Annotated in this window: 21 protein-coding genes; all 21 read left to right on the top strand. The window is 49.1% G+C overall.

Going from position 1 to position 22174, the window contains the following annotated elements; all coding sequences use genetic code 11:
• Positions 1-37: 37 nt before the first annotated feature.
• The 21 genes from BN3910_RS02490 to miaA all read left to right on the top strand — a co-directional run bounded on the left by BN3910_RS02490 (position 38) and on the right by miaA (position 22141).
• Entirely contained in the window at positions 38-1591 is a 1554-nt protein-coding gene (locus tag BN3910_RS02490; protein WP_066924013.1) for a YifB family Mg chelatase-like AAA ATPase, read from the top strand.
• Positions 1592-1709: 118 nt separating this feature from the next.
• Positions 1710-2267 carry an elongation factor P gene (gene efp / locus BN3910_RS02485; protein WP_066924011.1) on the top strand — a complete coding sequence of 186 codons (558 nt, stop codon included), beginning with the start codon at positions 1710-1712 and terminating at the stop codon, positions 2265-2267.
• A 1-nt stretch (position 2268) separates the two neighbouring features.
• Positions 2269-2745, top strand: a complete 477-nt coding sequence (gene nusB, locus BN3910_RS02480; protein WP_066924009.1) for a transcription antitermination factor NusB — start codon at positions 2269-2271, stop codon at positions 2743-2745.
• Positions 2742-3938 carry an exodeoxyribonuclease VII large subunit gene (gene xseA, locus BN3910_RS02475; protein WP_066924007.1) on the top strand — a complete coding sequence of 399 codons (1197 nt, stop codon included), beginning with the start codon at positions 2742-2744 and terminating at the stop codon, positions 3936-3938. Before nusB ends, xseA begins: the two co-directional genes overlap by 4 nt.
• Positions 3928-4164, top strand: coding sequence for an exodeoxyribonuclease VII small subunit (gene xseB, locus BN3910_RS02470; RefSeq protein WP_066924005.1), 237 nt, complete (start codon positions 3928-3930; stop codon positions 4162-4164). The genes xseA and xseB overlap by 11 nt, the downstream gene beginning before the upstream one ends.
• Complete coding sequence (locus BN3910_RS02465) at positions 4151-5023, top strand: polyprenyl synthetase family protein (protein WP_066924003.1); 873 nt, start codon at positions 4151-4153, stop codon at positions 5021-5023. Before xseB ends, BN3910_RS02465 begins: the two co-directional genes overlap by 14 nt.
• Complete coding sequence (locus tag BN3910_RS02460; protein ID WP_066924001.1) at positions 5010-5462, top strand: arginine repressor; 453 nt, start codon at positions 5010-5012, stop codon at positions 5460-5462. Before BN3910_RS02465 ends, BN3910_RS02460 begins: the two co-directional genes overlap by 14 nt.
• A complete protein-coding gene (gene recN, locus BN3910_RS02455; RefSeq protein ID WP_066923999.1) occupies positions 5462-7168 on the top strand; it encodes a DNA repair protein RecN in 1707 nt (568 codons plus the stop codon). Before BN3910_RS02460 ends, recN begins: the two co-directional genes overlap by 1 nt.
• A complete protein-coding gene (locus BN3910_RS02450; protein WP_066923997.1) occupies positions 7165-7722 on the top strand; it encodes an NUDIX hydrolase in 558 nt (185 codons plus the stop codon). Before recN ends, BN3910_RS02450 begins: the two co-directional genes overlap by 4 nt.
• A gap of 36 nt (positions 7723-7758) precedes the next feature.
• Positions 7759-8349, top strand: coding sequence for a site-2 protease family protein (locus BN3910_RS02445; RefSeq protein ID WP_148417316.1), 591 nt, complete (start codon positions 7759-7761; stop codon positions 8347-8349).
• Between the two features lie 18 nt (positions 8350-8367).
• Positions 8368-9165: a segregation and condensation protein A gene (locus BN3910_RS02440; protein WP_066923995.1), complete on the top strand. Its 798-nt coding sequence runs from the start codon at positions 8368-8370 to the stop codon at positions 9163-9165.
• Positions 9165-9710, top strand: coding sequence for an SMC-Scp complex subunit ScpB (scpB, locus tag BN3910_RS02435; RefSeq protein ID WP_066923993.1), 546 nt, complete (start codon positions 9165-9167; stop codon positions 9708-9710). The genes BN3910_RS02440 and scpB overlap by 1 nt, the downstream gene beginning before the upstream one ends.
• Entirely contained in the window at positions 9700-10437 is a 738-nt protein-coding gene (locus BN3910_RS02430) for a pseudouridine synthase (RefSeq protein WP_066923991.1), read from the top strand. The genes scpB and BN3910_RS02430 overlap by 11 nt, the downstream gene beginning before the upstream one ends.
• A complete protein-coding gene (locus BN3910_RS02425; RefSeq protein ID WP_066923989.1) occupies positions 10434-11711 on the top strand; it encodes a BaiN/RdsA family NAD(P)/FAD-dependent oxidoreductase in 1278 nt (425 codons plus the stop codon). The genes BN3910_RS02430 and BN3910_RS02425 overlap by 4 nt, the downstream gene beginning before the upstream one ends.
• Positions 11708-12367 carry a (d)CMP kinase gene (gene cmk, locus BN3910_RS02420; RefSeq protein ID WP_066923987.1) on the top strand — a complete coding sequence of 220 codons (660 nt, stop codon included), beginning with the start codon at positions 11708-11710 and terminating at the stop codon, positions 12365-12367. Before BN3910_RS02425 ends, cmk begins: the two co-directional genes overlap by 4 nt.
• A complete protein-coding gene (locus BN3910_RS02415; RefSeq protein ID WP_066923986.1) occupies positions 12348-12953 on the top strand; it encodes a lysophospholipid acyltransferase family protein in 606 nt (201 codons plus the stop codon). The genes cmk and BN3910_RS02415 overlap by 20 nt, the downstream gene beginning before the upstream one ends.
• On the top strand, positions 12934-15159 hold the full coding sequence (locus BN3910_RS02410; protein WP_075967974.1) for a bifunctional 4-hydroxy-3-methylbut-2-enyl diphosphate reductase/30S ribosomal protein S1: 2226 nt from the start codon (positions 12934-12936) through the stop codon (positions 15157-15159). Before BN3910_RS02415 ends, BN3910_RS02410 begins: the two co-directional genes overlap by 20 nt.
• 95 nt (positions 15160-15254) lie before the next feature.
• Complete coding sequence (gene miaB / locus BN3910_RS02405; protein ID WP_066923983.1) at positions 15255-16556, top strand: tRNA (N6-isopentenyl adenosine(37)-C2)-methylthiotransferase MiaB; 1302 nt, start codon at positions 15255-15257, stop codon at positions 16554-16556.
• Between the two features lie 58 nt (positions 16557-16614).
• On the top strand, positions 16615-19293 hold the full coding sequence (mutS, locus tag BN3910_RS02400; protein ID WP_066923981.1) for a DNA mismatch repair protein MutS: 2679 nt from the start codon (positions 16615-16617) through the stop codon (positions 19291-19293).
• Complete coding sequence (gene mutL, locus BN3910_RS02395) at positions 19290-21203, top strand: DNA mismatch repair endonuclease MutL (protein ID WP_066923979.1); 1914 nt, start codon at positions 19290-19292, stop codon at positions 21201-21203. Before mutS ends, mutL begins: the two co-directional genes overlap by 4 nt.
• A complete protein-coding gene (gene miaA / locus BN3910_RS02390; RefSeq protein WP_066923977.1) occupies positions 21182-22141 on the top strand; it encodes a tRNA (adenosine(37)-N6)-dimethylallyltransferase MiaA in 960 nt (319 codons plus the stop codon). Before mutL ends, miaA begins: the two co-directional genes overlap by 22 nt.
• The last annotated feature ends 33 nt before the right edge of the window (positions 22142-22174 follow it).

Genomic DNA, 22174 nt, shown 5'->3' with positions numbered 1-22174 from the left:
CCTTCCTTTTTGTACACTGAACAAAAAGGGGGTTGGCATGTTTGCACGTACATCGTCTTGTCATTTTGAAGGGCTTGCCACAGAGGTGGTAAGCGTGGAAGCGGAAATTCTCAAAGGTTTTTCGCAATTTACCATCGTCGGCTTGGCCGGGACATCCATCCAGGAGGCCAAGGAGCGGATACGATCAGCAATTTATGCGATGGATGTCCGTCTTCCGCTCGGTCGCATTGTGATCAATTTGTATCCGGGGGATGTGCATAAGGCGGGAACACAATGGGATTTACCCATGGCCGTCACGCTTCTTTCCGCCATGGGACGAATTCCCACCTCCGCCATCGCATCCGCCGCCTTTCTTGGAGAGCTTTCTTTGGATGGCCATCTGCGCAGCGTTCCGGGAGCGCTCGCTATGGTCCTGGCGCTGAAAAGATCAGGGAAAACCATGATTTATTTGCCTGCAGAAAATGCGCTCGCCTGTAGTGTGGTTGAGGGAGTAACGCTCTATCCCGTACAACATCTGCGCCAAGTGGAAGCAATTTTACAGAAGAAAGTGACCATACAGCCCATTCAAGGAGGAAAAAAAGCGACATCCGAAGAACCATTACCGACGTTTTCGATGGATTTTGCAGATCTGCGGGGTCAGGAGCCGCTCAAGAGGCTTTTGGAAATTGCGGTAGCAGGACGTCACTCCTTGCTTCTTGTAGGGCCTCCCGGCGTGGGAAAAACGATGGCCATGTCCCGTCTTCCCGGGATATTACCGCGTCTGCATCATGAAGAAGAGATGGACGTTCTTCGCATACAGTCCATGAGCGGACAGTCCTGTACGGCGCATCCTTTCCCTCCGTTTCGCGCGCCACACCATACTGTCACACGTGCTGCCTTTTTGGGTGGCGGTAATCCGCCCGTTCCGGGGGAGATATCTCTTGCGCACAAAGGCATTCTATTTCTGGATGAAATGCCGCAATTTTCGCGTGAGATCATTAACGGTTTGCGCACGCCGATGGAGGAACAGCGCATCGTACTGATTCGTTCGCGGCGACGTCTGGAGGCGCCGGCGGACTTTCAGCTTATGGCCACGGCAAATCCCTGTCCATGCGGATATTATGGCGATCCGGATCATGCCTGCTCCTGTACGGCACCGGAAATTCGCCGATACCGTTCGCGTCTTCCCGGACCGCTTATCGACCGAATGGATATGCTTTATCGGGTTACACGCCCTTCTATGGAAGAGCAGAAAAAGACGTTATCGGGGGAGGGAGATTTCGATATAAAAATTCCTGTTTTAGATAGCCTTACTATGCGCAACAACATTGAACGGGCAAGAAGTCGACAACTTGACCGTTATCAACATGAGTCCTTTTCCGTCAATGCACGTTTTATGAATCAGCGTGATATTTCTCCGCTGCATACGACAAAAGAAGCGTTAATCCTGCTGGATAGGCTATGTACACACGAGCATCTTTCTCTTCGCGTGCGACGTCGGCTTCTTCTTGTTGCACGATCGATAGCCGATATTGACGACAAGGAGGAAGTGGATGAAGGTGCTGTCGGCGAAGCCTTCCAATACCGACGGGCAACAGATGGATGGAGATAGGATTCGTTTTGTATGATCATGCGTTAGCAATGTAATTCCATTCAATTTTCAGAATAGAAGAATTGTATCGTTTCGAGGGGACTGGTATAATTATCACATCAATATTTGAGGAGGGTCTATGCTTTCAGCTAATGATTTACGAAAAGGAACGACGTTTGTTTACGAAAACGATGTGTATGAAATTATTGACTTTCAACATGTCAAACCAGGGAAGGGTGCAGCCTTTGTGCGTGCGAAAATTCGCTCGGTCATGAGTGGCGGATCCAAGGATGTTACCTTCAATCCGAACGATAAATTTGAAGAAGCGCGCATTGAAACGAAAGAGATGCAGTATCTGTATTCGGACGGTGCTCTGTATTATTTTATGGATCCGGAATCCTACGAGCAGTTCGCTTTGGAGGGCGATGTCGCTTCGGACGCAATGAAGTTTATCCGCGAAAGCGATACGGCCATCATGAAGTTCTATCAAGGAAAAGCCTTCAGTGTGCAGGCGCAGAACTTTGTGGAATTGGAAGTAACCCAGACGGAACCTGGCGTTCGCGGAGATACCGCTTCAAACACAACCAAACCGGCCACCGTGGAAACAGGCGCAACCATCAATGTTCCGCTCTTTGTCAATATTGGCGATACGATCAAGATTGATACCCGAACGGGCGATTATCTTTCCCGCGTATAACATGAGACGACAGGAGCAACGTGAGTGGCTTGTGCGTCTTGTTTATGCGCAGGACATGAATAGCAACAACGAATTTGACGCCAAACGTCTGCTGCGGGAACATGAATTGCCGGAGGATAATTCCTATCTGTACGAATCGCTTACGCAGATCCATGCCCACCAGAAAAAGGTGGATCAGATTATTGAAACGTACCTTCATGACTGGACGACAGAGCGTTTGCATGCCATTGATCGCGCCGTATTGCGTGTAGCGGTAAATGAGATTCTTTTTACCGATTTTGCGCCCATCGTAGTGACCATTCACGAAAGTGTGGGCATCGCAAAGCGCTATTCCGACGCGGAGGCCTATAAATTTGTCAATGGCGTGCTTTCTTCCTTATTGAAAGATATGCGCCAAGGCACTTTAACGGAGCGTTTCGGTATTTCGGTGGATCCAAAAAAGATTGCGGACATTCCTCCTTTGGACGGTCAACAATGAAGCCTCTTCGTATTTCGGAATTGCTTCGTTACGTCGATCGCATTGTACGGGATGATCCCATTCTCAAGCGTGTTCAGGTCGAAGGCGAAGTGGTGAATCTTTCACGTAAGCGCTATACCTATTTCGATTTAAAGGACGATCGCGCCCTCGTTCATTGCGTTGACTTTGATGGCGTAGTTCCTGAAACGGTCAAAGACGGGGCGCAAGTCATCCTTCTCGCTTCGGCGATGGTCTATCCGCAACAGGGAAAGTTTGAACTTCGCGCCGTTGCGTTTGAAGAAAAGGGGCGAGGACAGGCGCTACTGGCCTTGGAGGAGCGTAAACGAAGATTAGAAAAGGAGGGGCTGTTTCGTCCGGAACGAAAACGTCCTCTTCCGCTATTTCCCCAGGTTATCGGTCTGATCACTTCTGTAGAAGGTGCTGTTCTTCATGATTTCGCCAATGAAGTAAAATATCGCTATCCCTTAGCCAAAATTGTTGTTTCCCCGGCTTCGGTGCAGGGAAAAAATGCTGCTGAGGAAATGCGGAGCGCGCTTCGCACCCTGTTTCAACGATCGGCGGATGTGACTCCGGATTTGGTTGTTTTGGCTCGAGGAGGTGGATCGACAGAAGATCTGGGCGCTTTTCAAGATGAACAGTTGGTGCGTGACTTGGCGGCATGCCCAGTTCCGGTTGTTTCGGCCGTCGGGCATCAAGTGGACATCACTCTATGTGATCTGGTTGCGGATGCCCGCGCATCGACGCCCACCGAGGCCGCTATATTGGCCACGCCGGATGCGCATACGCTTCACCAATCCATCGATGAACGAATGCATCGTCTTTCGTTACACCTTCAACGCTTGATGGACAGAAGTGCGCTTTATCTAGAGACCCTTCAGCGGCGTTTGGAAGCAAGACGCCCATCTCGTCGCATTGAGGAAAGAAGACGAAGATTACAGGAGCAGCAGTATCGCCTGCAGACGACTTTTCAGAAGCGGATACAGCGTTTACGCTTTTCTCTTGATGAAACGATTAAAATGGCGGCATCGATACGTGAAAAACGTTTGGCGCAGACCTCCTGGACAGTGAGCGATTTGAAAAGCCTTCCGGTGTTAGCCGGTGAATTGCGCGTCGGATCGTCATATCTATTGCAATCCGGTGCATACCGTTACCGTATCGCAGTGGAGAAAAAGGAGAAAAAAGATGCCCTTTAACGGCACATTTGAGGAAGGGGTTAAGCGTTTGGATGACTTGACCAAAGAGCTTAACCGCGATGACCTGACCTTGGAAGAATCCACATCTCTCTATCGAGAAGCCAGAGAGCTGGGTGAGCAATTGCATCGTATGCTGGATGAGGCGGAGCTTGTTGTGCGTGATGTGGAAAACGCCAGCATCCCCGTGATTGTAGAGCAGAAAGCAAACGACCATGCACAGAAATGAGTGGATTTCCGACTTTTTTTTGCCTCGCCTGAAGGAAAATCTTGCGCAACTGGGCGGACGGGAAAGTTTACTTTATGCGACCGACGGCGGCAAACGCATTCGTCCGCAGATGGCCTTCTGCGGCGCCTCAGCGTTGATGGGGGAGGAGATCGACTCTTCCGTGTTGTCGGCCTTGACGGACTGTGCCTGCGCGGTGGAACTCGTGCACGCCCATTCTCTCGTTCATGATGACCTTCCCTGTATGGACAATGATCGTTATCGGCGAGGAAAGTTGAGTGTCCATGCCGCCTTCGGTGAAGCCGAAGCCCTTCTTTGCGGCGATGCGCTTCTTAACGGCGCCTATACGGTGATTTTTTCCGCCTTCCTTAATGCAGATGCTCCTCTTCGGGAACGAATAGCGGCTTCCGGCGCATTATTGAGTCAAATGACCGGACTTCACGGCATGATCGGTGGGCAGATTTTGGATATGCAACCTCACTTTGCTGATGATCATACTCTTCGTCAGATGGTGGAAAAGAAAACGGGAGCTCTTTTTGCCGCATCGTGCGGAATGGGAGCAATTCTTGCCGGGGCGGATGATGAGGAAACGACGTGTGCCGTTCGCTTCGGCCGTCTTTATGGTCTCGCTTTTCAACTGAAGGACGATGAAGGCGATCGGGAACAGGATGTGCAGAATCATAAACAAACATACTACGCGGCGCTGGGTTCTAACGTACAACAGCAGAGGGATGACCTCTTTTCCTCCGCGGTTTCACTGGTGAAAGACTTTGCGTACGGCGAAAAGTTGATCGCTCTCTTTTCGGAACTGATGGCGGAAGATCAGGTTGAAGGAGGAAGGGAAAGAAATGAAAAAATATAATCGGCAACGTCTGATCCTCGATCTGATTGAGCAACAGGAGGTGCAGACACAGGAAGGATTGGCGGAACTCTTGCGTGAACACGGCGTTCATGCCACACAGGCAACGATTTCTCGTGATATCAAAGAGCTACGTATTTCCAAGGTGCAAACCGTTAAAGGCGATTATAAGTATACGGTGTTGGATTCCGTACACGATTCGCTAAATGAGCGTCTGCACAAAATTCTTCGCTCGGCAATCCTCAGCGTTTATCACAACGGCAATATGGTGATCATTGAAACCGTCATCTACTGTGCTCCCGTCGTGTCTATGACCATCACCAACGCAAAATTGGATCACGTCGCAGGTATTGTGGCCGGCGTTGATACGCTCTTTATTGCTCCAACCGACATAAAACAGCTGGATCAGCTTGTAAAAGACATTGAGGAGTTCATTCAATAATGCTTACCGAACTGCGGATTCAACATTTTGCGCTGCTGGATACCGTAGAGGTTTCTTTTCCTTCCGGGGAATCCGCAGTAACCGGAGAAACCGGATCCGGAAAGAGCCTATTTGTGGACGCGCTCGATTTTCTCCGCGGTGCACGTGCCGATAAACGAATTTTGCATGGCGACGAAACTGCCGTTGTAGAGGCCTGTTTTACTTGGACAGCGGAGGAAATGCGCACCGATTCGATGCTTAAAAAAGAAATGTCGGAGTTGGGCATTCCGTTGGAGGAGCGCCTGATCATTGTACGTCGCGAGTTTTCATCCAAAGGTTCTCGTCAACGTCTAAATGATGTTACGGTAACGCTTCAATCGCATCGTCGGATCATGGAGCTTCTCCTGGACATTCATGCCCAAAATGCACAGAGCCTGCTCAAGACGCCTCGTACCTATCTTCCGCTTCTGGACAGCTTTATCGGAGTGCCTGCCGAAAAAGAGAAAAAGGCCTTGCGCGATGTACTCGCTCAATTACAGAAAGTACAAAATGAACTGGATCGACTTGCTCTTTCTCCGGATGAAGTGCTGCGCGAAAAAGATCTCCTTCGCTATCAAATTGGAGAAATTGATGAGGCGGACCTTCCGCACCTGGATGAAGAGGAGCTGGAACGGGAGTACCGTGCGCTTATATCGGCGACAGAGCGTTTGCAATTGGCCAATCGTCTTTACGGCGCCCTGAGCGGTGATCGTGGATTGCGCGACGGACTGATGAGCTGCGCGCAGACCTTTGATCAGCTTGCGCACAAAGATAATGACGCCTCTTCGCTTCGTGACCGGATGTGGCAGATGGAAGCGGAAGCGGAAGCGATGCAGGAAGATTTGGAGAATTACCGAAACACCATCGTCATTGATCCGCAGCGCATTGAGGAAGTGGATGCCATTTTCCAGCTTTTACAGACTTTACGAAGAAAATACGGACAAACAAATGACGAAATTCTTGCGTTTCGGGAGCAGGCGGATATTCGTTTTCAACAGCTCGAGCATATTGAGCAGGAGCGAAAAACGCTTCAGGAAAAACTGGATTCGCTTCGTCTAATCCTTAATGAAAAAACGGATAACCTTCATGCGCTTCGTGTTTCCGCTGCGGTAAAACTGGAAAAGCGGGTAAAAGAAGAACTGTTGGAAATGGCTATCGCGCAAATTGCCTTTGCCATCCCGCTGACGAAGGCGGATGTCATCGGACCTAACGGACAAGATATCGTTGATTTTCAGCTTTCCACGAATCCCGGAGAACCTATGCAGTCGCTTTCGGAGGTTGCCAGCGGCGGGGAGATGTCCCGTTTCATGTTGGCACTGAAGATCATCGCTTCGGAAATTACCGCTATGCCGACGCTCATCTTTGATGAAATTGACACCGGTATAAGCGGTCGTACCGCGCAAGTTGTAGCGGAGAAATTGTTCCGTCTCACGGACAAACACCAGATCATTGTTATCACCCATCTTCCGCAGATTGCCGCTTTGGCGGATGCGCATTATGCGATGACAAAAGATACCGAAAAAACGGAGACGGTATCTTCTTTGAAAGAACTGGATGACCGGGCTCGAATAGACGAACAGGCACGGCTTCTCGGAGGTGTGCATATTACAGACGTTACCCGTAAGGGGGCAAGAGAAATGATTGAGCAGGCAAAACAGTGGAAGCGTGAACGAAAGGGCAGATCATGAGTGACGAGAACAATAGTATCGAACGCACGATCAAAACGGAAGAAATCTATGACGGACGAATCGTGCATCTTCGTGTCGAAACGGTTGAGTTACCCAATATGGTCTATGCCAAACGGGAGATCGTTTCGCATCAGCGTGGCGTGGGCATGATTGTGTTAAAAGATGAAAATACCATGCTCATGGTTCGCCAGTATCGTATTGCGGTACGTCAGGCTTTGCTGGAAATTCCGGCCGGACTGGTCGAGCCGGGTGAATCCCCGCAGGACGCAGCACAGCGTGAATTACAGGAAGAAGTGGGAGTAAAGGCTAAGCGACTTGACTACCTTATGGATGCCTATGCATCGCCCGGATTTACCGATGAAAAACTGAGTCTTTTTCTTGCCCAAGATCTGGAAGAATCCAAGCTACCGTTAGATTCTACTGAGTTTTTGACGGTTGAGGAACATAATCTGGATGATCTTTATCGCATGGTGCTGAATTTTGAAGTTGTGGATGCGAAGACGATTATTGCTATCCTTTACGCCCGTCAGCTGCGTATGACGGGATCGAAATAGAACGGAACGCTTATGTTTGGGGAAAACATCTCCTTGATGCAAACAATTACATCGGTTATCGCTATTACCTATACCATCATTTCTCATGAGTGCGCTCATGGTCTTGTGGCGTACTGGAATGGAGATTCGACGGCAAAAGAGGCCGGAAGGATTACGCTAAACCCGTTGCCGCACATTGATCCCATCGGGTTGATTTCCCTATTTGTTTTTCGTTTCGGCTGGGCAAAACCTGTTCCCATCAATCCGAATCGATTTCATCATGAGCGATTGGGGATGCTTTCCACCTCGTTGGCCGGTGTAACGGTTAATTTTTTAAGTGCTGTCCTGGCCGCCATTTTTTTGCCACGTGTAAGCAATACACTCCTACAACTCCTGCTCATGCAGATCATGACCTATGGCGTGTTTTTCTGCGTATTTAATCTTGTGCCCATTCCGCCTCTGGACGGATCAAAGGTAATTATTACGTTTTTACCGAAAAAATGGCAATATGAGCTCTACCGTTTTGAGCACTATTCGCAGTGGATCCTTCCCATCCTGGTGTTCAGCGGCCTGTTCAGTCGTATTGCACAGCCCATGACTGAAGCGCTTCTGCGCGGAATGCTGGATCTGTCTTTTCGATTATTGTAAGACCGGAAAGGGGGAACTGTGATTCAAGTTGACGTTCAGCCGTTTTCCGGCCCGATGGATCTCTTGCTTGAGCTCCTGAAGCAGGCGAAAATTGACATTTATGATATTGAAATTTCACTGATTACGGAACGTTTCTTAGCGGTCATGCAAAACAGCGCAATTCCTCCGGATGAACTCAGCGATTTTATTCGCATGGCTTCGTTGCTGGTTCAAATGAAAGTACGTATGCTCATTCAGGATCAGGAGGAAGACGATGAAGCGGTTTCTCGTGAGGAAATGATTCGTCGTTTGCTTGAATATCGTACGTTTAAAGAACTGTCGGTACGCCTGGCCATACTTGAGGAAGAAGGATTCGGCATTTTCGTTAAGCTTGGGGAAGATCCTGCGCGATATCAAGCCAAACCGAAAGAAGTACTGCACGGAACGAAGGAAGATCTTTTGGATGTGCTTCGCGAACTGGGTGAACGGCGAAATGCACAACATATCCCTTTTTCTCCGCAGGCGGTCATGGTACGGGAGGAATATCGTGAAGATGTTGTTGCCCGAAGGATTCGTAAAAAATTGGCAAAGGGCGAACGCTTTACTTTTTTTGATCTCTTTGATCCGACAGACGTCAAGAAAGGAAATGTGATTGTCACTTTTTTATTGATGCTTGAACTTACTCGTCGTCATGCCCTGCAACTGGTGCAGGACCCGGAGAGCAAGGTGATTGCCATTCAGATGCAGAATCGTGAGACCTTAAATCGCATTCTCGATGACGTTGATTCCTCTTCTCTTGACGATGGACAGGATTCCTTAACCGAAACGGAGGCATAATGACTACGGATCGTGAATACAAGTCCATTCTCGAAGGGCTGCTCTATGTATGGGGTGACCCGCTTCCGCTTGCCGATATCGCGAAACTGCTTTCGCTTTCGGTAAAAGATGTTCGACGTTTGTCGGAGGAACTGCAGGCGGAGATGGAACACGAACGTCGCGGGCTGGTTCTTCGCTTTCTGGACGATGCTGTGCAACTGACCACGCGAAAGGAACATGCCGCATATTTTGAACAGCTCTTTGGAGAAACGAAAAATCGACGTTTATCCAATTCTGCACGGGAGACGCTGGCGATTATCGCTTATAAACAGCCGGTAACGCGTGTAGAAATTGATGCCATTCGCGGCGTTCGCAGTGAAAGTGCGCTGGATACTCTTCTGGAACGAGATTTGATTGAAGAAGCGGGGCGTCTTGAACAAATCGGACGTCCGATTCTTTATCGCACCACAAAAGCATTTTTACGTGCGTTTTCGCTCTCTTCTCTTGACGAATTGCCCTCTCGCGCTGAGGTTGAGGCGATGTGGGAGAAGTCGGATGCGGATTAATCGATTTTTGGCACAATGCGGTGTCGCTTCCAGACGAAAAGCGGAAGCGCTGGTGCTCGACGGACGCGTCACAAAAAACGGGGAAACGATTCATGATCTGGCGACGGACATTCTGGAGACCGATCAGGTCTGCGTGGATGGAAAGGTTGTGTACCCGTTGTCGGAACGCTTGGTATTGGCTTATCATAAGCCTCGAGGGTTTATCTGCAGTCATCATGATCCCTTCGGTGCTGCGCTGATATACGACCAGTTGCCGAAAAATAAAGGCTTGTTCAGTATCGGTCGCCTCGATCGCGACTCGGAGGGACTGCTTCTGGTGACTAATGACGGTAAACTTGCACAACGCATTGCCCATCCTTCCGGTGAGACGGAGAAAGAATATGTCGTTGTGTTGCACCGCCCGTTCGTAGCTTCTGATGCCGATGCGCTTGTCCGCGGAATAAATGTGGACGGCACGCGCATGCGTATGGATGCTGTGCAAAGGTATGTGGGCGGAAAGAAAGACGCCTTATGGGAGAGTGTGCTTTCGGCGTGGCCACCTTCCTGTGCGTCTTCCTGTATCATTCGTGTTACGCTGCATGAAGGGCATAAACGTGAAATTCGCCGTCTGTTTGCTACGCTTCATTATCAGGTACTTCGTTTGATTCGTGTACGGATTGATAACATTTTTCTGGAAGATATTCCTGTTGGAGAGTATCGTTTGATTGACGGAAAGGGGAAAGGATGAATCGCTTTGCGGACATTGCCATCCTCGGTATGGGAGCAGCCGGATGTATGGCCGGCATCGCTGCCGCTTCCGTCGGAAAGCGCGTTGCGCTTTTTGATCGCAACGAGAAAGTGGGGAAAAAAATATATATCACAGGCAAGGGACGCTGCAATTTAACGAATGCAACACCCTTTCCGGAATTTTTTAACGGCATTATTCGAAATCCTCGTTTTCTCCATTCCGCTTTTAATCGCTTGAATAATCAGGACACCATGAATTTCTTTACCGCAAATGGTCAGCCATTGAAAGTAGAACGGGGAGATCGTGTTTTTCCGGTTTCGGATCATGCAAGCGACATCAACCGGATACTGGAGAAGGTTTTAAGAGAGAATGGAGCGGAACTCTATTTCCATCACTGTGTAAAGGGCATTTCCTTCGATGTGGAGAAACGTTTATTTTGCTTGTCTTTTTCCGATAAAGCGCCTTTTTATGCCTCTCGCCTGATTCTTGCCTGCGGAGGAAAATCCTATCCGTCAACAGGTTCGACGGGTGACGGGTATCGCTTTGCGCAAGCGTTCGGTCATACCATTGTGCCCCCATCACCGTCATTGGTGCCGATCAACGTGAAAGATGACTTTATCTCTTCGTGGGAAGGTTTGTCGCTCAAAAACATCACCCTCACAGCAAAATGGGGAAAGAAGAAGGAGCGCTTTTTCGGCGAGATGCTCTTTACGCATGACGGAATTTCCGGGCCGGTAGTATTGACGCTTTCTTCGTTTCTTAGCGGGCAAACGAAAGATGAGGTCTCTCTCTTGCTGGATTGGAAGCCGGCTATGGAGGATGAGATGCTGCGACGTCGATTGCTTCGTGAACGTCAAGCCGGTTCGAATCGTTCGCTGAAAAATCTGTTTGCAGCATTTCTGCCTAAACGTTGTGTGGACGTTTTTCTTCAGAAGGGGGAATGGGACGGCAATTCGCCTTTTCACAGCTGGACCAGAGCCGAAGAGGAACGCTTTATCCGAATGCTGAAGGCGTTTCCGCTTTCCTACGCCGGCCTGTCATCTTTTTCACAGGCTGTGGTCACACGAGGCGGTGTGGAGGTAAAAGAAATCTGGCCCGCTACGATGGCTTCCCGAAAACAGAACGGTTTATTTCTGGCCGGTGAGATGATCGATGTCGACGGATTAACGGGTGGCTATAATTTGCAAATTGCCTTTTCCACGGGCTATACTGCCGGTTTAGGCGCTGCCACTTCATTAGAAGAAGACAATCTGAAAAAGGAGGAAGAGAGATGACGAGAACCATTGCCATTGACGGCCCATCGGGCTCGGGCAAAAGCTCCGTAGCCGATCGCTTAGCGGATGCGCTGCACATGGCTCATCTGGATACGGGAGCAATGTATCGGGCGATTACGTTGGATCTTTTGGAGCAGGGGATTGATGTCAACGATGAACAGGCCGTCGACGATAGACTGAATCAATTGAATTTGAAAATGGAAGATAATCGTGTATTTTTGGACAATCGCGATGTAACCGCTCGTGTTCGCGCGGATGACGTGACGCGAAACGTATCCGTGGTTTCCGGATATCGTGCCGTGCGCGAAAAAATGGTGGCTATGCAGCAGGCTATTGCCTCTTCTGCGGATGTGATTCTTGATGGACGGGACATTGGCACTGTCGTTTTGCCGAATGCGGACTTGAAGATCTTTCTTGATGCCACTCCTGAAGAACGGGCAAGACGCCGCCTACAGGATAAAAAATCGATGTCTACGATGGCTTATGAGGAAGTGTTGGCAGACATTCGCCGTCGCGATCAATACGATTCTACGCGCCTGATTTCTCCTCTACACCCGGCGGAAGACGCCGTGCATATTGATTCCAGCAACATGGCTCTTGAAGAAGTAGTCGAACGAATTATTGAGGAATGGTATCATGCTCATCCGATGGACTAAACATCTCGCTCGCTTCATCCTTCGTCTGGTTTTCCGCTTTGAAACTGATGGGGATCTGCGTCATACCGAGGGACCATACATACTTTGCGCGAATCATCGTTCCAACTGGGATGCGCTTGCGATGTATGCTGTTGCACCGGACGATACCTATATTGTTGGAAAAAAAGAGTTATCCGACCTTCCCGTCATTGGCGCATTTCTTCGTCGGATTCAGTTGATTCCGATTGATCGGGAGGCCAACGATATTGGCGCATTGCGTCATATGCTTTCCGTACTGAAAGAGGGAAGTGTATTGGGCATTTTTCCTGAAGGACATCGCTATCAAGAAGCGGATCTTTCGCATATGAAGGATGGCATTGCCTATTTGGTTCAAAAAGCGAAGGTGCCGGTATATTGTCTATATCTTGATTCCGATTATCGTTTTCGCCATACTTTTCGGGTAACGGTTCGTCCCGAGCTTGCTCTGGAAGACCTTTCCGTCTATTCCTCACGTACGCAGCGAAAAGATATGCTTCGCCTGATTTTTGAAACGATTTACGGTATTTCGGTAGAGGAGAAAGAGGAAGATGAACATTCAGGTTGCTGATCACGCCGGATTTTGCTTCGGCGTGCGTGAAATAGATCATAAGGCAAGCGACGCGCTTGCCCGTGCGAACGGCAGAAGCGTCTATTCCTATGGCCCTCTGGTGCACAATGCGCAATACGTCGATCGACGTGAGAAAGAAGGAATTCACGTTCTGCATTCACTTAATGAGGCAAAACAGCTTGATGAACAGTCCATCCTGCTATTGCGCGCACATGGCGTGACCGTGGAGGAGCGCAAACAGCTTGAAGCGACAGGAGCGGAGATTGTTGACGGTACTTGTCCCGTCCTGTTAAACATTTATCTTTTGCTACAGAAAAAACAGGAGGAAGGTTATCGCTGTGTGATCGTCGGCGATCCAAATCACCCTGAGGTGATTGCCATGCGAAGCAGGCTTGATGAAGACGCGCTGGTTCTATCGTCGCCACAAGAAGCGGCATCCATGCGGTCAAAAAAACCGTTGTTTGTGGTTTCACAAACCACAAATCGCGAGGATTACTTTGAGGATGTCATCGCGGCCATACCGAAAGAGGTAAAGATAACGGTACAAAAAACGATCTGTCGCGCAACAGAGGAACGCCAAAAAGCCTGTGCAAAACTGGCACGAGAAGTGGATCTCATGATCGTCATCGGAGGGAAACACTCTTCCAACACCGATAAATTGCGTCAGGTGGCCGAAAAGGAGACGAAAAACGTCCAACAAATAGAAGTTTTCAACGATTTCGCTTTACAAAACCACCCGATATTGAATAGAATAGGCATAACCGCCGGTGCGAGCACACCGGACTGGATTATTGAGGAGGTCGTCAGAGGGATGGAGAATTTTACGAAAGAAGATTTCATGGAACAAATCGAAGACAGTATGGTGAAGATTTATCCTCGCGATATTGTCAAAGGCACCGTTATCAGCGTGAAAGACGATGAAGTATATGTCGATATTCGCTATCGCGCAGATGGAATCATCAAGACCGATGAAATGACGGATGAGGAGCGTGGTAACACGCACGAGCACTTCCATGAAGGGGAAGAGATCGATGTCTATGTGATTAAGCTGGATGATGGCGAAGGGAACGTTATGCTGTCTACGCGTCGTGTAGAGGGTCTCAAGAACTGGACGAAATTAATGGAGAAGTACGAAGCCGGTGAGACCGTGGAAGCTTTAATCACCGGAGACAACAATGGCGGTTTGGTTGCCAATGTTATGGGCATCAACGGATTCATTCCCGCATCTCAGATTGCCACGTACTTTGTGAAAAATTTCAAACAATACATCGGCCAGACACTGGAATGCAAGTTCCTGTCGGTTGATGAACGCAAACGCCGTGTGGTTCTTTCCGCTCGTGCCGTTTTAGAGGAACAATTAGACAGCGTTTGGGAAAAAATCGTTGTGGGCGAGACCATTAAGGGAAAAGTCGTTCGCATGACCGATTTTGGCGCATTTATCGATTTGGGCGGTGTAGACGGATTGATTCATGTTTCCGACATTTCCTGGCAGCGCATTGAGAAGCCCTCCGATGTTCTGGAGATCGGTCAGGAAGTCGAGCCGATTGTCTTGAAGGCCAATCGCGATCGCAATCGTATTTCGCTCGGCTTAAAACAACTTATGCCCAAACCGTTCGAGATTTTCAAGCAGAATCATAAGCCGGGTGACGTACTCAAGGGTACGGTTGTCAACTTGCTTGATTTCGGCGCGTTTGTTCGTCTGGACGATGGTGTGGAGGGACTTATCCACGTTTCACAGATTGCTCATCATCATGTGGAAAAACCTTCTGACGAATACAATATTGGCCAAGAGCTCGATGTGAAGATTCTGGAAATCGATGAAGAACGTCAGCGCATCGCTCTTTCGACTCGCGCGCTTGAAGAGCCGACGGTAGAAGCGAAACAGGACGGTGAAGGCGAAGAAAAGAAAGCTGAACCGCGTCATATTGATGCGTCCAAGTTTGAGCGTCGTGAAGCCGCACCGAAGGCAAAACAGCCGAAACAGCCGCGTGAGCGCCGTAAACCGCAGGCTACGCTTGATTTCGATCAGAGTGATGATATCGGAACCAACTTGGGCGATCTGATTGCCGCACAGATGAATTTGGTCGACGAATCGCCGATTGCCGACGAGGAAGAACCGAAAGAAAAAGCGCCGGAAAAGGCACAAATCGGTGATTTACTCCATGAATCGGTGGAAGAAAAGCCGGAAGAGCAACCGGAAGAATAAGTTTTCGATTCAATTTCAAAAAGAGGCCTTTCGCAGAAAGGCCTCTTTTTTATGCGCACTCTTTGATACAATAGCAGAGAACGCAGAGGAGAAGTATGAAGTATAAAATTATTACACACGGCTGCCAAATGAATGAACATGACTCCGAGCGCATGGCTTATCTTTTAGAGAGCATGGGCTATCAGGCGACGGAGGATACAAACGAGGCGGATTTCATTGCCATGAATACCTGTCTTGTTCGTGAAAACGCCGAACAGAAAGTTTTCGGCCAAATTGGCGCCCTGAAAAAGTGGAAAGCCGATCGACCAGGAAGAATGTTGGCCTTATGCGGTTGCATGATGCAGACAGGCGGCGCAAAGGATGTGATTTTAAAATCCTATCCGCAGGTGGATCTGATCTTCGGAACGCACAATATCGGTCGTTTGCCTCAGCTGATCGACCAAGTGCAACAAACGGGAGAGCGAATTGTCGATATTTCTTCCGATGAAGAAGATCGGGATGCGCTTTATGTGCGTAACGATTCCGCTTTTGCCTATGTCAACATCATGACGGGATGCAATAACTTTTGTTCTTATTGCATCGTTCCTTACGCGCGTGGACGAGAAATAAGTCGTCCTGCTGAGGAAGTGCTTAACGAAGTACGTGCCCTGGCCGCAAGAGGATACCGAGAAATTATGCTGTTGGGACAAAATGTCAATTCCTATGCAGATTGCGTGATGGATTTTCCCGTTTTGTTGGGAGAAGTGGCGGAGGTCCCGGGAATTTTGCGCGTTCGCTTTATGTCCTCGCATCCGAAGGATCTTTCAGATCGTCTGATCGCCGTCATGGCGCAGCATCCGACCATTGAACGCCATTTTCATCTTCCTTTGCAATCCGGCTCTAACAAGGTTCTTAAGGAGATGAACCGTCATTACACGCGTGAGCATTATATGGATCTGGTTACGCGTTTGCGTGAGGCCATGCCGGATATTGCCTTGTCGACGGACATTATTGTCGGCTTTCCGGGGGAGACGGAAGAAGATCACAAACAGACCCTTGCGCTTTGTCGAGAAGTGGAGTTTACGACCGCCTTTACGTTCCTTTATTCCCCTCGTCCGGGAACCCGGGCTTTTGAACGTCAGGATCACGTGGATGAAGAAACGAAGAGCCGACGATTTCGGGAGTTGTTGGATGTCCTTTATCCGATATTCCTGCGCAAGAACCGTGAAGCGATCGGAGATACCGTTCAGGTATTGGTGGAAAGCGTCAGCAAGACGGATGCAACACGCCTTTCCGGGCGCGATGCACAGGGAAGGTTGATCCATTTTCAAGGCGAACGTTCCCTAATTGGAAAAATGATTGCGATTCGTATTCAGGAAGCAAATTCGTTTGCTCTTTTCGGAGAGCAGGTGGAATAAGATATCGAACGCGAACGATGCGGTGTGAAAAAATTCCGCCGGGTAGAAGTGAGGAACCATGGTTTGGGAGTACATTGATCGGTCAAAACTTTCACCGATGATGCAACATTATGTGCAAATCAAAGAACAGCATTCGGATTGTCTCATTCTGTATCGCTTAGGCGATTTTTATGAGCTGTTTTTTGATGATGCATTGGTCGGTTCACGCGTACTTGAACTCACCCTAACCGGTCGGGATTGCGGTCTTGATGAGCGTTGTCCCATGGCCGGGGTTCCCCATCATGTGGTGGACAGCTACACAGCAAAACTCGTTCATGCCGGTTATAAAGTTTGTCTGGTCGAGCAGATGGAAGACCCCAAAAAAGCAGTGGGACTTGTTAAACGTGGTATCACGCGCATTGTGACGCCGGGTACGGTAACCGATGCGGAAAATCTTGATCGTTCCGAACATAATTACCTTCTGCTCGTCTATGCCTATCGTCAAACGCTGGGCTTATGCTACGTCGATCTTTCTACCGGACGGTTGGAAGCGACGGAGATCTCTCCCGTAAAACGCTGGGGAATGACCGTTTTGGACTGGGTGGAATCGCTTCAACCTTCGGAAGTGATACTTTTGGATGACGAAGAAAATCATGAGACGAATGATGCCGTTCAGAATTTTTTATCCGGTCGAAAACTGTTCCTTTCACGTAAGCAGCGCGGGACGATTCATATTCGCGATTTACATCAAGGGCTGAGCGAACGACTTCCCGGTGGTGTACCATCGGTGTTTCGTCGCCATTTGGTAGCGCAGATTGCTCTCTATAGTCTTTTAGAAACAGTATATGCCTATCAGGATAGCCCCTTGGAGCATCTTTCCAGTGTGAACTGGGTGACGCCCCATCGCTATCTTCGGTTGAATGCCGCTACGCGTGAGAATCTGGAACTAACGCGTAATTTGGAAGATGCCACAAGACGCCATACGCTTTTTTCGGTTTTAGATCGCACAAAAACCGCAATGGGGTCACGAAAATTAGCGGATTGGCTTGCATTTCCTCTTCTCGATCCACATACCATTCAGGCACGTTTAGACGTTGTTGAATGCTTTGTTCACGATCTTTCTTCGCGTTTACTGCTTCGTGAGGCTTTGAATAATGTTTACGATTTGGAACGCCTGCTCAGCAAACTGAGCTTTCGTCGTGGCAATGCTCGCGATTTGCTACGTTTTGCCCAATCGCTTTCGACACTTCCGCAGGTGATTTCCACCCTTTCCTCCCTGCATGAACCGTGTGTAGCGCTTTTGCTGGAAGGATTGGACCCGCTGACTGCGCTTCGTGAGCATATTCTTTCCGCCATCGTGGATGAACCGCCCATTGCCGTTAACGAAGGGGGCATGATTCGCGACGGATACAGTAAAGAACTCGATGCCCTGAAATGCGGGGGAGACGAAGCGCGTTCAGCGCTTGTCGCCTATGAAGAGCAGGAAAGACAGCGCAGCGGGATTCGTAATCTGCGCATCATTTTCCGGAAGAATCAGGGCTACTTTATAGAAGTTACACGATCGAATCTGGATAAAATTCCTGACGATTACCAGCGCCGACAAACGTTGAAAAATGCCGAACGCTATAGTACACCGTACCTCGAAATGCAGGCGAACCGTATTATTGGTTCCTCTGCACAGGTGGAGGCGATGGAATTTGCCTTATTCGAAGCTCTACGCGACGAAGTGGCGACCGAAGCGGTGCGTATTCAACGTGTGGCGGATACGCTTGCCGATTTGGATGCCTTGCTTTCACTCGCTCAGGTGGCGGATGATTACGACTATGTCCGGCCTGAGTTTGTTTCAGAGGTGGACCCGATACAGATTGTGGAAGGACGCCATCCGGTGGTTTCCGCACAACCGAATGTCGACTTTATTCCCAATGATCTTGACATCGGTGAAGACAATAATCGCATACAGGTCATTACCGGTCCGAACATGGCCGGAAAGTCTACGTACATTCGACAAAATGCTCTATTAATTGTCATGGCGCAAATGGGGTCTTTTGTACCGGCAAAATCGTGTCGCTTGCCCATTGTCGATCAACTTTTCACACGCATTGGTGCCAGAGATCACCTCGCAAAGGGGGAATCCACCTTTATGGTGGAAATGAAAGAAATGGCGGATATTCTTCATGAAGCGACGGAGAACAGCTTTTTGGTTTTAGATGAAGTCGGCCGGGGGACAAGCACCAATGACGGTCTTTCCATCGCCTGTGCCATTTTGGAATATTTATCGCACACGCTTCCGGCAAAGACACTTTTTGCCACACATTACCACGAACTGACGGAATTGGCCGATGTTTTGCCCAATTTATCCAACCGTCGTGTCCAGATTGAAGAAGAAGCGGGAGAGTTGGTCTTTCTTCATCGTGTGGAAGAAGGAGCGGCAGATCGAAGCTACGGCATTGAGGTGGCTCGGCTTTCGGGCATGCCGGAGACGATTCTTACCCGTGCGAACGCGCTTCTGCTTCATTTGGATCAACAAAAAATTGAGTCAACGTCACAAGAAGGGGTGGTTCTTCGTTCTTCGTTGTCCTTTGTCGGGAAAGACGCGGTCTTGCCTAGCGCCGGAGAAGAGAAGAACGCGATGAATCAGGAGAATCCGGTGGTGAAAAAACTGAGAACACTGGACATCAATACGCTTTCTCCACTGGAAGCATTTATGGAATTGGATGCTTTAATTCGAGAAGCGAAACAGGAAGGGGATAACGCGTGATTCGCCAATTGGACGAAGAAACCATCAAGCGCATTGCTGCAGGCGAAGTCATTGAACGCCCTGTATCTGTGGTAAAAGAACTGGTCGAAAATGCTGTCGATGCCGGCGCGGATGAGATTCAGGTGCAAATTCGTGACGGAGGAAAGTCGCTCATTTCCGTTACGGATAACGGATCCGGAATTGCAAAGGAAGAGATAGAAACCGCTTTTTTACCGCATGCGACATCAAAAATTTCTTCCTTTTCCGATCTCTATCGTCTGCATTCGCTGGGCTTTCGCGGTGAGGCGTTGGCCTCCATCGTAGCGGTTGCGGATGTGGAAGCACAGTCGAAAACGGCGGAGGAGACGACAGGAATCGCACTTCGCTATGCGGAGGGAAAACTTGTAGAACGCAAAACCGTCGCCATGGGTACGGGAACGCGCATTGTTGTATCCAATCTTTTTTCACACATTCCTGTTCGCCGCACATTTCTGAAAAGCGACGTGGCTGAAAGTAACGCTATCTCGCGCTTTCTTTATACGATGGCGATCGGTCATCCGGAGATTGCCTTTCGCTTTTATCGCGATGAAAAACGTATTTTGCAGACGGGAAAACAGCAGACGCTGGAGGAAACGCTGCTCGTCCTCTATGGACGAAGCTATCAGGATGCCATTGTTCCTGTTCAAGGGGAAGGAAAGTATCGCCTTTCCGGTGTGATCGGCAATAATACCTATTATCGTGCAAATCGACAAATGCAGTTTTTATTTGTGAACGGACGCGCCATCATGGCGGATGTGATTCGTGAAAGTGTGGAATCCTGCTATCGTTCGCTCATTCCCAACGGACGCTATCCGGCCTTTCAACTTTTTCTGGAGACGAATCCGGAGAATATCGATGTGAACATACATCCCAACAAGATGACCATTCAGTTTACGGAGTCGGATAAGCTGCAGGAAATGATTCGTCAAACCGTTCAGGAAGCACTTCATCGTAAGCCGTCTATCCCCGGAGAGGAAGAAAAGGACCTCTTCTCGACGCCGGAGGAGAGTTATCGACGCATTATCGAACAGTATGCTTGGCCGACGAAATCGGTCGATTCGGCGGAAATGCTTTCGAAGAAGGAACCGCTTTTTCCTCAACAAGAGGAACGAATGGAGAAAAAGCATACTGATAGTACGGTAGACGAGAATAAAGATTCACGAAAAGAAACGCAGGAATTTACGCTATCTTCGGACGAGTCCGCCTTCCTCGTACAGGAGAAAAAGAGATCTCTATTCTCCTCCGATGAAGAAGATCAGCGTGAGCAGTCCAGTTTCCTTTCTTCTCATGAGGAAGACGGACTACTTCCCGCTTTTTCTGCTTTGCGCTATCTTGGCAGCCTGTTTCGAGTTTACCTGCTCTTTGAAGAACGGGGAAGAGACGCTCTACTCATTGTGGATCAACATGCGGCGCATGAACGGGTGAATTATGAGCGATTCCTCAAACAGGCGACTGCCGGCACCATCGTTCAACAACGTCTTTTAAAGCCGATTATCCTTTCACTAACCGATGAACAGGAAGCGGCCTATTCATCGCGTCACGAGGCGCTTATCGGACTTGGCTTTGATTTGGCGTCGTTCGGAGAGGGGAGAGTTGTGCTTCGCGCCGTGCCGACGCTATTTCGTTCGGCAAACGATGCACAGTTGCTTTTGGATTTGCTGGATATGCCGGTAGATCATGCGGACGAATACGATCTTCTCCTCGATCAGATGGCCATGAAGGCCTGCAAGGCCTCCGTAAAGCAGGGTGATCGTTTAAGCGATGCCGAAGTCGCTTCGCTCTATGATCAGCTTAGTTCCTGTCGCTACCCTTTAACCTGTCCGCATGGACGACCCACCGTCATTCGACGGGAAAAGAAGGATTTTGAAAAATGGTTTATGCGGGTGAAATAGAGAATCCGGAAAAGGAAAAAAAGCGCATTTTTATCGTGGGACCGACCGGCGTCGGCAAAAGTGCCTTAGCTATTCGTTTGGCAAAAGACTTTCACGGCGAAATTCTTTCCATGGATTCCATGCAGATCTATCGCGGTATGGACATCGGAACGGCCAAGGCGACACCGGAGGAACAGCGGGTGATGCCGCATCATCTCTTGGATCTGACGGATCCGGGAACGCGCTATACGGTGGCCGATTACCAGCGCGATGCACAAAAAAAACAGGAAGATGTTCTTGCGCGAAGGAAACTTCCCTTTTTTGTCGGAGGAACCGGGCTTTATCTGAATGCGCTTCTGATGAATTATCAATTCAGCGGCATGGACACAACCTCGGAATGGCGAAAGACATTGGAGGAAGAGTATCAAATCGATCAGGGTGTTCGGCTTTATCAGGAGCTTTGTCAACGTGATATGGAAACCGCAAGTCGCCTTACTCCGCAAGATAAGCCCCGCATTCTTCGTGCTATTGAGATTTTACGCCGAACCGATCGGCCACCTTCCGCACTTCGACAGGATGAGAAAAACCGTTTGTGGAAGAGTCTGGTTCTTATGCTTTCTCTTCCTCGCGAGCAACTCTATAAAAAAATCAACGAACGCGTTATACGGATGGTTGATGCCGGTCTCGAGGAGGAAGTGCACAGACTTTTAACTTGCGGTGTTTCGCCGGATTCCCAAGCCATGCACGCGATCGGCTATCGCGAATTTCTTTGGTATTTTCGAGGTTTGACTACAAAAGAAGAGACCATTCGCCTCATTCAGCGCGCTTCGCGCCAATATGCAAAGCGGCAATATACGTGGTATCGAAAAACAAACGATGCCGTTTGGATAGAGGAAGAAATGGCGGAAAAACGCTACGAACGCGCAAAAGAGGAGATTCAAACCTTTCTTCGTGCGTGATCTCCGCCGACGATGAATAAACAAAAAAGGAAA

It is taken from the genome of Murdochiella massiliensis (genome assembly GCF_900059565.1).
Lineage (GTDB): Bacteria > Bacillota > Clostridia > Tissierellales > Peptoniphilaceae > Murdochiella > Murdochiella massiliensis.
Note: the sequence above shows the minus strand (reverse complement) of the source record. Positions and strands in the feature narration are given on the sequence as shown.

Bases quoted from the DNA above. Each gene is read 5' to 3' on its own strand.
- BN3910_RS02490 (WP_066924013.1), top strand. From the start codon at position 38: ATGTTTGCACGTACATCGTCTTGTCATTTTGAAGGGCTTGCCACAGAG.
- efp (WP_066924011.1), top strand. From the start codon at position 1,710: ATGCTTTCAGCTAATGATTTACGAAAAGGAACGACGTTTGTTTACGAA.
- nusB (WP_066924009.1), top strand. From the start codon at position 2,269: ATGAGACGACAGGAGCAACGTGAGTGGCTTGTGCGTCTTGTTTATGCG.
- xseA (WP_066924007.1), top strand. From the start codon at position 2,742: ATGAAGCCTCTTCGTATTTCGGAATTGCTTCGTTACGTCGATCGCATT.
- xseB (WP_066924005.1), top strand. From the start codon at position 3,928: ATGCCCTTTAACGGCACATTTGAGGAAGGGGTTAAGCGTTTGGATGAC.
- BN3910_RS02465 (WP_066924003.1), top strand. From the start codon at position 4,151: ATGCACAGAAATGAGTGGATTTCCGACTTTTTTTTGCCTCGCCTGAAG.
- BN3910_RS02460 (WP_066924001.1), top strand. From the start codon at position 5,010: ATGAAAAAATATAATCGGCAACGTCTGATCCTCGATCTGATTGAGCAA.
- recN (WP_066923999.1), top strand. From the start codon at position 5,462: ATGCTTACCGAACTGCGGATTCAACATTTTGCGCTGCTGGATACCGTA.
- BN3910_RS02450 (WP_066923997.1), top strand. From the start codon at position 7,165: ATGAGTGACGAGAACAATAGTATCGAACGCACGATCAAAACGGAAGAA.
- BN3910_RS02445 (WP_148417316.1), top strand. From the start codon at position 7,759: ATGCAAACAATTACATCGGTTATCGCTATTACCTATACCATCATTTCT.
- scpB (WP_066923993.1), top strand. From the start codon at position 9,165: ATGACTACGGATCGTGAATACAAGTCCATTCTCGAAGGGCTGCTCTAT.
- BN3910_RS02430 (WP_066923991.1), top strand. From the start codon at position 9,700: ATGCGGATTAATCGATTTTTGGCACAATGCGGTGTCGCTTCCAGACGA.
- BN3910_RS02425 (WP_066923989.1), top strand. From the start codon at position 10,434: ATGAATCGCTTTGCGGACATTGCCATCCTCGGTATGGGAGCAGCCGGA.
- cmk (WP_066923987.1), top strand. From the start codon at position 11,708: ATGACGAGAACCATTGCCATTGACGGCCCATCGGGCTCGGGCAAAAGC.
- BN3910_RS02415 (WP_066923986.1), top strand. From the start codon at position 12,348: ATGCTCATCCGATGGACTAAACATCTCGCTCGCTTCATCCTTCGTCTG.
- BN3910_RS02410 (WP_075967974.1), top strand. From the start codon at position 12,934: ATGAACATTCAGGTTGCTGATCACGCCGGATTTTGCTTCGGCGTGCGT.
- miaB (WP_066923983.1), top strand. From the start codon at position 15,255: ATGAAGTATAAAATTATTACACACGGCTGCCAAATGAATGAACATGAC.
- mutS (WP_066923981.1), top strand. From the start codon at position 16,615: ATGGTTTGGGAGTACATTGATCGGTCAAAACTTTCACCGATGATGCAA.
- miaA (WP_066923977.1), top strand. From the start codon at position 21,182: ATGGTTTATGCGGGTGAAATAGAGAATCCGGAAAAGGAAAAAAAGCGC.